The sequence below is a fragment of the Micromonospora sp. NPDC049171 genome (assembly GCF_040648275.1).
Classification (GTDB): Bacteria; Actinomycetota; Actinomycetes; order Mycobacteriales; family Micromonosporaceae; genus Micromonospora.
On the sequence record NZ_JBEZDJ010000011.1, the window covers coordinates 86060 to 99107 of the forward strand.

Annotated in this window: 12 protein-coding genes and 1 tRNA gene; 5 read left to right on the forward strand and 8 right to left on the reverse strand. The window is 70.3% G+C overall.

All coding sequences use genetic code 11. From position 1 onward, the window contains the following. Position 1: 1 nt before the first annotated feature. A complete protein-coding gene (locus AB0B14_RS15900; RefSeq protein WP_357066338.1) occupies positions 2-280 on the forward strand; it encodes a hypothetical protein in 279 nt (92 codons plus the stop codon). Positions 281-282: 2 nt separating this feature from the next. Next, entirely contained in the window at positions 283-933 is a 651-nt protein-coding gene (locus AB0B14_RS15905) for an aminodeoxychorismate/anthranilate synthase component II (protein ID WP_357522849.1), read from the forward strand. A gap of 36 nt (positions 934-969) precedes the next feature. On the opposite strand, the gene AB0B14_RS15910 is transcribed toward AB0B14_RS15905, so the two are convergent. The 8 genes from AB0B14_RS15910 to AB0B14_RS15945 form a co-directional block, all read right to left on the reverse strand. After that, complete coding sequence (locus tag AB0B14_RS15910; RefSeq protein WP_357522850.1) at positions 970-1599, reverse strand: ElyC/SanA/YdcF family protein; 630 nt, start codon at positions 1597-1599, stop codon at positions 970-972. Positions 1600-1675: 76 nt separating this feature from the next. Further along, on the reverse strand, positions 1676-3496 hold the full coding sequence (gene pknB / locus AB0B14_RS15915) for a Stk1 family PASTA domain-containing Ser/Thr kinase (protein WP_357066330.1): 1821 nt from the start codon (positions 3494-3496) through the stop codon (positions 1676-1678). After that, a complete protein-coding gene (locus tag AB0B14_RS15920; RefSeq protein ID WP_357066327.1) occupies positions 3493-4926 on the reverse strand; it encodes a protein kinase in 1434 nt (477 codons plus the stop codon). The genes pknB and AB0B14_RS15920 overlap by 4 nt, the downstream gene beginning before the upstream one ends. Position 4927: 1 nt before the next feature. Beyond that, the gene (locus tag AB0B14_RS15925) at positions 4928-6433 is read right to left on the reverse strand and encodes a penicillin-binding protein 2 (protein WP_357522851.1); all 1506 of its coding nucleotides are present in this window, start codon (positions 6431-6433) and stop codon (positions 4928-4930) included. Beyond that, entirely contained in the window at positions 6430-7920 is a 1491-nt protein-coding gene (locus tag AB0B14_RS15930; RefSeq protein ID WP_357066321.1) for an FtsW/RodA/SpoVE family cell cycle protein, read from the reverse strand. Before AB0B14_RS15930 ends, AB0B14_RS15925 begins: the two co-directional genes overlap by 4 nt. A 30-nt stretch (positions 7921-7950) precedes the next feature. Beyond that, positions 7951-9456 carry a PP2C family serine/threonine-protein phosphatase gene (locus tag AB0B14_RS15935; RefSeq protein ID WP_357066317.1) on the reverse strand — a complete coding sequence of 502 codons (1506 nt, stop codon included), beginning with the start codon at positions 9454-9456 and terminating at the stop codon, positions 7951-7953. Then, the gene (locus tag AB0B14_RS15940; protein WP_357066314.1) at positions 9453-9938 is read right to left on the reverse strand and encodes an FHA domain-containing protein; all 486 of its coding nucleotides are present in this window, start codon (positions 9936-9938) and stop codon (positions 9453-9455) included. Before AB0B14_RS15940 ends, AB0B14_RS15935 begins: the two co-directional genes overlap by 4 nt. A gap of 6 nt (positions 9939-9944) precedes the next feature. Then, the gene (locus tag AB0B14_RS15945; RefSeq protein ID WP_007454122.1) at positions 9945-10733 is read right to left on the reverse strand and encodes a DUF3662 and FHA domain-containing protein; all 789 of its coding nucleotides are present in this window, start codon (positions 10731-10733) and stop codon (positions 9945-9947) included. 206 nt (positions 10734-10939) lie between these two features. On the opposite strand from AB0B14_RS15945, the gene AB0B14_RS15950 reads away from it, so the two are divergent. The 3 genes from AB0B14_RS15950 (at position 10940) to AB0B14_RS15960 (ending at position 13008) form a co-directional block, all read left to right on the forward strand. After that, positions 10940-11025: transfer RNA gene (locus AB0B14_RS15950), tRNA-Leu, on the forward strand. 64 nt (positions 11026-11089) lie between these two features. After that, positions 11090-12205: an NAD-dependent epimerase/dehydratase family protein gene (locus AB0B14_RS15955; protein WP_357066310.1), complete on the forward strand. Its 1116-nt coding sequence runs from the start codon at positions 11090-11092 to the stop codon at positions 12203-12205. Further along, the gene (locus tag AB0B14_RS15960) at positions 12202-13008 is read left to right on the forward strand and encodes a WecB/TagA/CpsF family glycosyltransferase (protein WP_357066307.1); all 807 of its coding nucleotides are present in this window, start codon (positions 12202-12204) and stop codon (positions 13006-13008) included. The genes AB0B14_RS15955 and AB0B14_RS15960 overlap by 4 nt, the downstream gene beginning before the upstream one ends. Positions 13009-13048 lie beyond the last annotated feature (40 nt).

The window sequence follows — 13048 nt, forward strand, 5'->3', positions numbered from 1 at the left end:
GATGTACGCGTTCATCTGGCGCAAGCTGCCGTTCGGGGTGGCCGGAAAGCTGGTCGGCTCGGTGCTGCTGGTGGCCGCCACGGTGGCCCTACTCTGGTATGTCGCCTTCCCGTGGGCCGAGCCCTTGCTGCCCTTCGACGACGTGCAGGTCGAGTCGGGTGTTCCCGCCGAATCGGGCGACGGCGGCCCGGTGACCGGCGACACCCCGGCCGGCGACGAGCACGATCTGCCGTACGACACCAATCAGAACAACCCCGCGCCGCCCTCCCCGAGCAGGTGACAATGCGCATCCTGGTGATCGACAACTACGACTCGTTCGTCTTCAACCTCGTGCAATATCTCGGCCAGCTCGGCGTGGACTGCGAGGTCCGCCGCAACGACGAGATCGACGTCGAGGCGGTCGGCAGGGTGGGCGCGGCCGGCATCCTGCTCTCCCCGGGGCCGGGCAGCCCCGACCGCGCCGGCATCTGCCTGGACGTCATCCGACGGTACGCGGGCGAGCTGCCGATCTTCGGTGTCTGCCTCGGCCACCAGGCGATCGGCGAGGCGTTCGGTGCGACAGTGACGCGCGCACCCGAGTTGCTGCACGGCAAGACCTCCGAGGTACGCCACGACTCGGTCGGCGTACTCGCCGGCCTGCCCGACCCGTTCACCGCCACCCGCTACCACTCACTCGCCGTGCTGCCCGACACGCTCCCCGAGGAGCTGGAGGTCACCGGCTGGACCGGCTCCGGTGTGGTGATGGCGATGCGGCACCGGACGCTTCCCATCGAGGGCGTCCAGTTCCACCCGGAGTCGGTGCTCACCGAGGGCGGCCACCTGATGCTGGCCAACTGGCTGGCAGGTTGCGGTCACCAGGAGGCGTTGGAGCGCGCCCCCGCGCTGGCCGCCGAGGTCGACGCCCGCCGCCGGGCGGCCTTCGCCACCACCTGAGGCGGCTGACCCGGTGAGGACGTCCCGCTGGCCGGGTCAGCCGCGCAGCGCGTCCTGAACCGCCGGATCCGCGGGTGAGCGGACCGCCGGGGCACGATCACTGGCCGCGTCCCACGCCGCCTTACCGCTGGCGAAATAGTCCCGGATCGACTTCTCGGCGAGCAGGACCGGACCGCAGCCGCACCGTGCGGTGACCCCGTCGACGTCGAGGCCGAGATGCCGGCACAGCGTCACCGCCCGGGACAGGTGGTAGGACTGGGTCACGATCAGAGCCCGCTGGACCCCGTACACCTCGCGCGCTCGGGCACAACTGTCGTACGTGTCCAGGCCGAACGGGTCGGCCACCACGCGACGCGCGTCGACGCCGAGTTCGGTGAGGTACGACGTCATCACCGCGGGCTCGTCACCCGACGCGCCGCCCCCGTCGCCGGACACGAGCACGACCTTGGCCCGCCCGCTGGTCACCAACTCGGCGGCGGTCTCCAGCCGGCCGGTGAGCCGGTCGCCCGGCCGTTGCCGATCGGCCGCCACCGCGGTACCGAGGACGATCACCACCTCGGCGGCCGGGGCGTCGGCCTCGGCGTACAGGTGGCCGCGGGCGGCAATCGTCGTCCACAGCCACGGAAGGCTGGCGAGCAGCAGCACGGCGGTCGCCAGGATGGCCACGCGTCTGAGGCGTCGAGGACGTCGACGTACCGGGCCGACACCTGATGCGTCGGCGTCACTCATACCAAAACGCGCACTAGTCCTCGGGAAGCCGGCTCGGCGGGGGCGGGAACGGCAGACCGACGCCGCCCCCGCTGCCGGGCGTGGTCGGTGTGCCCGACGGCGTGCCGCTGGGCGTGCCGCTGGGTGATGGGTCGACCACCTTCACCGGGACGCCGATCTCGATGGTCACGGTCTTGTCCTTGGCTAGTGCGGTGCCCGCGGTCGGATTCTGCCTCTGGACCCGACCGGCCTGGTCCGCCGCCACCTCGTCACCGTCGCGGAACTCGACCTTGTAACCCGCCTCGCGCAGCTCCTGGGCGGCCTCGTCGCGGGTGGAGTTGACCACGTTGGGGACCTTGCCGACGTTGCCCTTGGAGACCTCGACGGTCACCGTGCTGTCCTGCGCGACGGTGGTCCCCGACGGCGGGGTCAGCTTGAGCACGGTGCCCTTCGCCGCGGGGTTGTCCACCTGCTTGTCCTGGACCTTCAACCCCTGGCCCTCAAGCTGAGACTTGACGAGCTCGTACTGGGAGTTGACCAGGCCGGGGGGGATCTTCACGGCCGGCTTGCCGTCGCAGAGCTGAATGGTCACCGGGCTGCCCTGTTCCAGCCGAGTGTTCGGCGGCGGATCCTGCTTGGCGACGGTGCCCTTCGTGCAGTCGTTGGCCAGGATCGGGTCACCCAGCTTCGGCTGGAGGTTGGCGCCCTGGATCTCGGTGAAGGCGACGGTCTGGCTCTTGCCGCTGAGGTTGGGCACCAGCTTGTTGGCCTTGTCCTGTTGCATGTTCCAGAGCAGGGCTGCGACCAGGGCGATCACCGCCAGCACGCCGACCGCGCTGAACGTCGCGATCACCCAGGAGGACGCCTTGCGCTGGCGCGGATCACCCACCCGGGCCGGGATCTGCCCGGTCTGGGGCCCACCGCCGGCAACCGGGTAGCCGCCCCGGCCGCCGGCCGGTGCCATCGCCACAGTCTCCGCCTCGCGCAACACCGGGGTAGCCAACACGGGCCGGCCGGCGGCGGCGCGGAGCAGGTCGGCGCGCATCTCGCCGGCGCTCTGGTAGCGGTTGAGCGGGTTCTTCGACAACGCCTTCAACACGATCGCGTCGACGGCCGGGGTGACATCCGGGTTGATGTCACTCGGCGTCGGCGGCGTCTCCCGGACGTGCTGGTACGCCACGCTGACCGGGCTGTCCCCGACGAACGGCGGGTGCCCGCAGACCAGCTCGAAGAGCACACAGCCGGCCGCGTACACATCGGAGCGGGCGTCGACGGCCTCGCCGCGCGCCTGCTCCGGGGACAGGTACTGTGCCGTGCCGATCACCGCGCTGGTCTGCGTCATGGTGGTCGCGCCGCTGGCCAGCGCACGGGCGATGCCGAAGTCCATCACCTTGACCTGGCCGGTCTGGGTGAGCATCACGTTGCCGGGCTTGATGTCCCGGTGGATGATGCCGTGCCGGTGGCTGAACTCCAGCGCGGCACACATGTCGGCGCAGATCTCCAACGCCCGGCGCGGCTGTAGCCGACCCTCAGCGCCGAGGACCTCCTTCAAGGTCCGTCCGTTGACGAACTCCATCACGATGAACGGCAGCGTCTCGCCGGTCGGCGCGGTCTCCTCACCGGTGTCGTAGACCGCCACGATCGCCGGGTGGTTGAGCGAGGCGGCGTTCTGCGCCTCCCGACGGAACCGCATCTGGAACGTCGCGTCCCGAGCCAGGTCGGTGCGGAGCATCTTGATCGCGACGTCCCGACCGAGCCGGAGATCGCGACCGCGGTGCACCTCGGCCATGCCGCCGTAGCCGAGCAGCTCGCCGACCTGGTACCTGCCACCGAGCAGGCGGGCCTGCGCTGTCATCGCGTCTGTCGTCCTTCGCTCGTCGTCGTCCCGCCGTCGCCCGGCTGGAGTCGTATCTCCCGACGGTACGACGTCTGGGTCACATCGTCGCGCCCGTCGAGTCGCAGCACGCCGGACGTCACGGTGCGCGCACTCGTCCCGGCTGGTTCACCGGCCTGCGACTGCTTGTTCAGCTTGTAGGAAATCACGCCGGAGCAGAGCAGGACCAGCACGGCAAGCAAGATGGCAAGAAGCACCATCCCCGGCCGGGACCGCCGAGGCTCGGGTGACGGCGCCGATGGGCCAGGCTGCCGGGCGTACGCCGGCTGTTGTTGCTGCCGGGGTGCGGTCGGCACCGCCGCGGCACCGCGCGGGTAACCGTTTTGTGCGGCCGGCGGCCGGGCGACCGGCGCGACAGCGGTGGGTCGCGGCTGCTGAGCCGGCGCGACGGCGGTGGGCCGTGGCTGCTGAGCCGGCGCGACAGCTGTCGGCCTCGGCCCGGCGGCGGCCGGCGGGCGGGCACCCGGCGGCCGCATCTGGTGCGCCTGCGGCACCTGGGCCCGACCAGGCGCGGCCGGTGAGGACGGTGCCGCGGAGACCGGCCCGGCGTTGCCGCCGGCCCTGGCCTGCTGGGAGAGCGCGGCCTTGAGCTGACGGGCGACCCCGGCGAGGGCGGCGGCGCTCGGCCAGCGGGCGGCCGGGTCCTTCGCCAACGCCCGTTCGACCACCGCGCGCACCTGCGGGGGAATGTCGGACGGCAGTGGCCGAGGCGTCTCCCGGACGTGCCGCATCGCGATGTCGAGCGGGTTGTCGCCCTCGAACGGACGCCGCCCGGCCAGGCACTGGTAGGCGACCACGCCGAGCGCGTACACGTCGGACGCCGGGGTGGCCACACCACCGGTGGCCTGCTCCGGGGAGATGTACGAGGCGGTGCCGAGCACCGAACCGGCGGCGGTGAGCTGGCCGACCAGGTCCGAGCGGGCGATGCCGAAGTCGGTGAGCACCAGCGTGCCGTTCGGCCGGACCAGCAGGTTGCCCGGCTTCACGTCGCGGTGCACGATGCCCTTCTCGTGCGCGGCGTGCAACGCGTCGGCGGCCTGCGCGACGAGGGCCATCGTCCGGGCCGGGGTGAGCCGCCCGACCCGACTCAGCGTGGACGACAGGGCGTCGCCCTCGACGTACTCCATGACCAGGAACGCGATCTGCTGGTCGTTGCCGAAGTCGTAGACGTCCACCACGCCGGGATGGTTGATGGTGGCCATGGTGCGGGCCTCACCGCGGAACCGCTCGGCGAAGTCCGGGTCGTCGAGCAGCGCGGGAAGCAGGCTCTTGACCGCGACCGTCCGGCCGAGCACCTGGTCGGTGCCGCGCCAGACGTCGCCCATGCCGCCGCTGGCGATCCGCTCGTCGAGACGGTAGCGGTTGCCGAGCTGGACGCCGGGGCTGAGCATGTCAGCGCCCCCCGGGGTCGCGGATGGCGGCGCGCATGATCTGGCCGGCGATCCGGGCTGCCTCGCCGCTGCCACCGGGCCCGGCCTGTTCGAGCATCACGCAGACCGCGGAGATCGGGGTGCCGTTCTTGTCCAGTGCGAAGCCGATGAACCAGCCGTGGTCGGGCCGGTCCGGTGCGGACTGGGCGGTGCCCGTCTTGCCGCCGACCGTGTAGCCGCTGACCGCGGCCTTCTTGCCGGTGCCGTTCTGGACGACGCTGACCATCATCTCGCGCAGGTCGGCGGCGACCTGCGGCTCGACCGGCTGACGCAGCTCCCGTGGCTTGGCGGTGAAGTAGCTGGTGATCCGGTCCGGGGCGAGCAACTGCTGGACCAGGTAGGGCCGCATCTGGCTGCCGTTGTTGGCGATCGCACCGGCGATCATGGCACCTTCGAGCGGGGTCATCCGGACGTTGTTCTGGCCGATCGAGGACTGGGCCAGTGCGGCCTGGTCGACGCTGCCGTCCGGGTTCAGCATGTCCCCGGTCCGGCTGGCCGCCGTGGGCAGACCGTCCTCGCCGAGGTGACCGACGGTCAGATCCTCCTGCTCGAAGCCGAACTGCCGGGCCTTCTCCTTGAGAGTGTCGGCGCCCAGCCGCACGCCGAGTTGCGCGAAGCCGGTGTTGCACGACTCGGTGACCGCCTCCAGCAGGGTGACCTTCGACTCCGGGCAGATCGACGGGTCGGCGTTGCGGATCGGGGTGCCGGAGGTGGGCGGCGTCCAACTGGGACCGGCCGGGATCTGGGTGGTCTTGCCGACGCCGTTCTCCAGTGCCGCCGCGGCAACCACAATCTTGAACGTGGAGCCCGGCGGCAGTGTCTCGGAGAGCGCCCGGTTCTTCAGGGGGCCCGCCGGGTCCTGTTCCAGCTTGTTGTACGCCGCGGCCGCATCCTTGTCGGTGTGACTGGCCAGCGGGTTCGGGTCGAAGCTGGGCATGGAGACAAGCGCCTGCACCGCCCCGGTACGCGGGTCGATGGCGATGGCCGCGCCCCGCTTCGCCCCCACCTGGTTGGTGCGCAGCTGGTTGTACGCCACGTCCTGGGCCTGCTTGGAGAGGCTGAGCAGCACGTTGCCGCCACCGCTCTCGTCGCCGGTGAACATGTCCTTGATCCGGTCGCCGATCAGCTGGTCGCTGGTGCCGGCCAGGAAGTCGTTCTCCGCCCGCTCGATGCCCGTGTCGGCCAGGCTGACCGGCTTGTAGCCGAGCACGTGAGCGTACTCCGCGCCGCCCGGGTAGGCGCGCTGGAACTTCAGCCTGCCGGTGGTCTCCTTGCTGGTCGCCACCGCGGTGCCGCCGGCCTCGATGTTGCCGCGCTTGCGCTTGTAGTCGGCGACCTGGACCCGACCGTTGTAGTCGCTGGTGCGGTACTCGTCGGCCTTCTGGAACTGCACCCAGTTGAGGTTGGCGAAGAGCAGGCCGAACAGGACCATGACGACGACGCCGACCCGGCGCAGTGGTGCGTTCACGGCTTGATCACCTCCGTGGGAGCACCGTGCAGCTGCTCCGGTGCGCCACCGGTGGGCCGGGCGGCCTTGCTGGCGCTCCCGCCGACCGGCCGACGGGCTCCGTCGGAGACCCGCAGCAGCACCGCGACGAGCAACCAGTTGGCCATCAACGACGAGCCACCGGCGGACAGGAACGGGGTGGTCTGACCGGTCAGCGGAATGAGCTTGCTGATCCCACCGACGATCACGAAGACCTGGAGGCCGAGGGTGAACGCGAGACCGCCAGCGAGGAGCTTGCCGAACGAGTCCCGGACCGCGAGCGCGGCCCGCAGCCCACGCTCCACGATCAACAGGTAGACGACGAGCAGGGCGGAGAGACCGAAGAGGCCGAGCTCCTCACCGAGGCCGGCGAAGATGAAGTCGTTCTGCACCTCGGGCAGGCTGTCCGGTTGGCCGCCGCCCGGCCCGGCGCCGAAGAGCCCACCCGTGCCCAGGGCGAGCAGCCCCTGCACGAGTTGGTAGCCCTTGTTGGTCGGGTCGGCGAACGGGTCCAGCCAGATCTCCGCCCGGACGTAGAAGTTGGCGAACGGGCCGCCGACCGTCGAACCGAGGACGTAGGCGAGGTAGGCCCCGCCGAAGAAGAGGACGAGACCGATCAGCAGCCAACTGACTCGTTCGGTGGCGATGTAGAGAGTCACCACGAACATGCCGAAGTAGAGCAGCGACGTGCCCAGGTCCTTCTCGAAGACGAGGACCATGAGGCTGACCAGCCAGACTCCGACCACCGGGCCGAGGTCGCGCCCGCGCGGGAAGTCGATGCCGAGGAACCGTCGACTCGCCAGCGAGAGCACCTCGCGCTTGCGGACCAGGTAGTAGGCGAAGAAGACAAGCAGCGCCAGCTTGGCGAACTCACCCGGCTGGATGGAGAAACCACCCACCCGGATCCACAGCTTCGCACCGTTGATCTCGGAGATGCTCCGGGGCAACACCGCCGGGAGCATCACCAGCACGATGCCGGCCAACCCCAGGGTGTACGCGTACCGGGAGACCGAACGGTGGTCGCGCATGATGGCGAGCAGGGCGGCGGCGAGGATCACCGCGGCGAGCGTCCAGGCCAACTGCCGCCCGCCGATGCCGGCGAAGATGGCCAGGCTCTCCCGGTCGGCCACGGGCGCGTCGCCCAGGTCGATCCGGCGGAGGAAGCCCACCCCGAGCCCGTTGAGCAGGGCCACCGCCGGCAACAGCGCCGGGTCGGCGAACGGGGCGAGGAATCGGATGACCAGATGCAGACCGAGGAAGACCGCGCCGAGCGCGGCGGCGGGCATCCAGAAGTCCGGGGTCACGGTGTCCAGCAGGTTCGCCTCGACCGTCGCCCCGTACGCGGCCACCAACGCCATGGCGAGCAGCAGGAGGGACAGCTCGGCGTTGCGGCGCGACCGCGCCAGGCGTACGCCGGACTGCTCGCCCGCGGTGGCGGGCGAGGTTGCCGGTGTGGCCGCTACGGTCACAGGTGGAATCCTCGGGATCTCAGCCGACGCTCACTCAGGAGATCGGCAGGCGGCCGGGTCGAGCGCCGGCGTGGCCGAGTCGGAGGGCGTGACGTCGGGTGTGGTGGACGAGCCGATGGCGGTGGCGCCGACGGTCGGGCTCGCGCTGACAACCCCGTTGGATGTCGGGGACGCGATGGTGCTCGGGCTGCCGTTCGGGCTCGGGCTGCCGTTCGGGCTCGGGCTGCCATTCGGGCTTGGGCTGCCGTTCGGGCTCGACGCCGGACCGGCCGGCGTCGGCGTGCCACCCGCCGCGGCGGACGGATCCAGCGGGCAGAGCGGCTTCAGGTTGGGGTTGCTCGGGGTGTCGCTGGTCAGCTCGGCGAGCTGACGCTCGGCGTCCGGCTCGCTCTTGGCCCGGATGCCCACCCGGACGGTGTCCTGCGCGGCGACCGTGAGGTCGTCCAGGCGGGTGCCGCTGCGGCGGTGCACGGTGGAGAGGTCCATCCCGGCGATCTGACCCTGGACGCCACGGAAGACGGCGACCTGGCCCTCCTCGGTGGCTCCCACGTAGTACTGCCGCTGGGTGTACGTCCAGCCTCCGAAGGCCCCTCCGCCCACGATCACCAGCAGGGCCAGCGCCATGGCGGCGGTGCGTACCGGGCGGCGCTTCGGACGGTCCGGTTCGTCGTCCGAGGCCGCTGGCTCCTCGGGCACGGCCGGGCGCGGCGCGGCCAGCGCCGAGGCCCGGGCAGCCGGAGTCGAGTCGTCCGCGGAGGTCGCCATGCCCCGGTCCCGAGCGGCGGCACCACCGACGATCGGGCTCGCCTCGACGATGTCCTGATCCGTGGCGTCGGCGATGATCACCGTGATGTTGTCCGGGCCACCGCCGCGCAGCGCGAGCTGCACCAGCCGCTCGACGCACTGCTGCGGGTCGGTGTATTCCCGGAGGGTGTCGCCGATGGTCTCGGCGCTGACCACACCCGAGAGGCCGTCGCTGCAGATCAGGTACCTGTCGCCGGGCAGCACCTGGCGCACCGAGTATTCCGGGTCGATGTCCCGGCCGTCGAGAGCTCGGGTGAGCAGCGACCGCTGTGGGTGACTGCTCGCCTCCTCGGCGCTGATCCGGCCTTCGTCGACGAGCATCTGGACGTAGGTGTCGTCCTTGGTGATCTGCGCGAAGTCACCGTTGCGCAGCAGGTAGGCCCGCGAGTCGCCGATGTGGACCATCCCCAGCTTGCTGCCGGTGAAGAGGGTCGCCGTCAGCGTGGTGCCCATCCCCTCCAACTGCGGGTTGGCATCCACCGTGTCGCGGAGTTGTTGGTTGGCGGTGCCCACGGCCGAACGCAACGCGTCGACGAGAGCGTCCCCGGGGACGTCCTCGTCGAGCGGCGCCATGGCACCGATGACGATGTTGCTGGCGACGTCACCGGCGGCCATGCCGCCCATGCCGTCGGCAACGGCGAGTAGCCGCGGCCCGGCGTAGACGGAGTCTTGATTGCCGTCTCGGATCAGACCGCGGTCGCTGTGGGCCGCATAGCGCAGGGTCAGAGTCATGGCCGTAATTCGAGGGAAGTGCGGCCGATCCGGATCGGCACGCCGAGGGGGACGGGGGTTGGTCCGGTGACCTTAGCGCGATCGAGGTACGTGCCGTTAGTCGAGCCGAGGTCCTCGACGTACCACTGCCCTTCGCGCGGCACGAGCCGGGCGTGTCGCGCCGAGGCGTAGTCGTCGGTGATGACCAGGGTGGAGTCCTCAGCTCGACCAATGGTGATCTGCGCTTCACCGAGAGTGATCCGGGTGCCGGCCAGTTGACCGGCTGTCACCACGAGCTGGTGTGCCGCCCTACCCCGTTTGACCTTCGCGGGTTTCGTCGCCTGCCCCGTCGAGGCGCCCACCGCGCGCGGCGCGGCGACCAGACGCCCGGAGCGGGCGCCCGCGAAGAGATCCCGGCGGATCACGCCGACCACCGTGAACACGAAGATCCACAGCAGGATCAGGAACCCGAACCGGGCAACTGTGATGACCAGTTCCGGCAAGGCGGATCAGCCGTCCACGCGGAAGGTCAGCGTCGTCGTGCCGAGCTGGACCATGTCACCGGGGTTGAGTGCGACAGCGGAAACCCGCTGCCCGTTGACCATGGTGCCGTTGGTCGACCCCAGATCGGTCAGCACGACCTGGCCCCCGTCGAAATCCAACCGGGCGTGTCGCCGGGAGATGCCGACGTCGGGCAGACGCAGGTTGGCCTGGTCGCCGCGACCGATCACCGTCGACCCCATCTGAAGGGGGTAGGTGCGACCGTCGCCGGAGACCAGCCGCACGTTGCGACCGCCACCGTGCCCGGGCGGAGGGCCGTAGCCACCACCCTGGTCGTACGCGGGGTAGGCGGGCGGCCCGGCGTCGTAGCCGGGTGCCGACACCGGGGCGACCTCGCCGCCGGTGTAGACCTCGGCTGTGACACGGAACATGCCCGTGTCCAGGCCCTCGCCTCGCTCGATCTCGACGATCACGTCGCCATAGACCGTCCAGGCCTGCTCGCCGATGAACTCCGCCTGCGACTGGGCCAACTCCTGGGCCAGCGCAGCGGCGTACGGCGCCAGCCGACTGTGGTCGAACGGCGAGAGATCGATCACGTAGCGGTTGGGCACCAACGTGCGCCCACCGGCCAGGATCGCCTTGTGCGCCTCGGCCTCCCGCTGCATGGCGTTGAGGATCTCCACGGGGTGGACCACCCCTTTGAAGACCTTGGCGAAGGCCCCTTCTACCAGGCCTTCCAGACGCTTCTCGAAGCGTTGCAGCACGCTCACCGGCTCCTCCTCGGGTCCCGAGGACATGATGGTATCCGGCCGGCGCGCGCGCAGCTCACACGCCGCTCGGCCACCTGCTCTCGGCCCGTTCGGAAGGGCCGGGATTGCCGTGCTAATCTTTCGTCCGCCACGAACGGTAATCGCTCGTGGCGAGCGCCTTGGACAGCGTAGTATTCCCGGGGCCGCTGGAGACAGCGGGGCCGGGGCGGCTACAGTGTTCCGGGTTGTGCCACGGGGATGTGGCGGAATGGCAGACGCGCACGGTTCAGGTCCGTGTGCCCGAAAGGGCGTGGGGGTTCAACTCCCCCCATCCCCACCACCGACGAGGGCTCCGCTTACCGCGGGGCCCTTCCGTCATATCGGGACGGGCCAGACGTCACGCTATGCTGCGATGGATTCTGCCTCCGATGGACCGGGAGTGGCGTGTGAGTGTCGCGTTGGTGACAGGGTCGGGTGGCCTGATCGGCTCCGAGGCGGTCCGGCACTTCGCCGGCCTCGGTCTGGACGTCGTCGGCATCGACAACGACATGCGCCGGTACTTCTTCGGCGAAGACGGCTCCACATCCTGGAGCCTGGAGCGGCTCGCTCGTGACCTGGGCAGCGCGTACACGCATTTCGCGGTGGACATCCGGGACCGCGACGGCTTGGAGCAGGTCTTCAAGAAGTACGCCTCGGACATCGCCGTGGTGATCCACAGCGCCGCTCAGCCGAGCCACGACTGGGCGGCCAAGGAGCCGTACACGGACTTCGACGTGAACGCCGGCGGCACGCTCAACATCCTGGAGAACACCCGCCGGCACGCGATCGACGCGCCGTTCATCCACTGCTCGACCAACAAGGTCTACGGCGACCGGCCCAACAGCCTGCCGCTGATCGAGCTGGAGACACGATACGAGCTGCCCGAGGACCACCGCTGGTACGAGGGCATCACCGAAGAGATGTCGATCGACCACTCGCTGCACTCGGTCTTCGGCGCCTCCAAGGTTGCGGCGGACGTCATGGTCCAGGAGTACGGGCGCTACTTCGACATGAAGACCGCCTGCTTCCGCGGCGGCACGCTCACCGGTCCGGCGCACTCGGCCGCCGAGCTGCACGGGTTCCTGGCGTACCTGATGCGCTGCGTGATGGAGGGCCGGACATACAACCTGTTCGGCTACAAGGGCAAGATGGTCCGGGACGCGATCCACTCACGCGACGTGCTCACCGCGTTCGAGGCGTTCTTCCGGGCCCCCCGCTCCGCCGAGGTCTACAACCTCGGTGGCGGCCGGCACTCCAACACCTCCCACATCGAGGCGTTCCGGATCGCCGAGGAGATCGCCGGCCGCGAGGCGCGGATCAACTACGTCGAGCAGAACCGCACCGGCGACCACCAGTGGTATGTCAGCAGCATGGCCCGGTTCGAGGCGCAGTACCCGGACTGGAAGATCACGTACGACGTGCCGATGATCCTGCGGGAGATCTACGAGGCCAACGTGGGCAAGTGGGTATTCAAGGCATGACCGCGCGGACCAAGCGCAATGTGCTCGGCGTCCTGGTCGACGTCACCGACTACGCGACGGCGACCGACGCGGTGGTGACCGCGGCGCACGAGCGGCGTCCGCTCGCGCTGACCGCGCTGGCCGTGCACGGCGTGATGACCGGGGTGCTGGATCCGGCGCACAACGCCCGGCTCAACTCGTTCGACGTGGTCACGCCGGACGGGCAGCCGGTGCGGTGGGCGCTCAACCTGCTGCACCACGCCGGGCTCGCCGACCGGGTCTACGGGCCGACGCTGACCCTGCACGTGTTGTCGCGCTTCGCCGACGAGGGCTTGCCGGTCTACCTTTACGGCTCGACCGAGGAGACCCTCGCCCGGTTGATCCCGGCGCTGGAGCGGATGTTCCCCGCACTGAAGATCGCCGGGGTGGAGCCGTCCAAGTTTCGGGCCGTCCAGCCGGGTGAGGACACCGAGATCGCCGACCGCATCCGGTCCAGCGGCGCCCGGTTGGTCCTGGTCGGGTTGGGCTGCCCACGCCAGGAGGTCTTCGCGTACGCCATGCGGCCGCTGCTGGACATGCCGTTGATGGCGGTCGGTGCGGCCTTCGACTACCACGCCGGGCTGCTGCGCCAGCCTCCGCGCTGGATGCAGCGCGCCGGTCTGGAGTGGTTCTGGCGTCTCGGTCTGGAGCCGAAGCGGCTCTGGCGCCGCTACGTCATCCTCAACCCGGCCTACCTGAGCCGGCTCGCCGCCCAGAAGGTCGGCCTGTGGAAGGCCCGGCCGCCGGCGCCGGCGACCGAGCGGCCGGCCACCTTCTCGGTCTGACCCCTGATCGCGTACGACACGAGGCCCCACCCGATTTTCC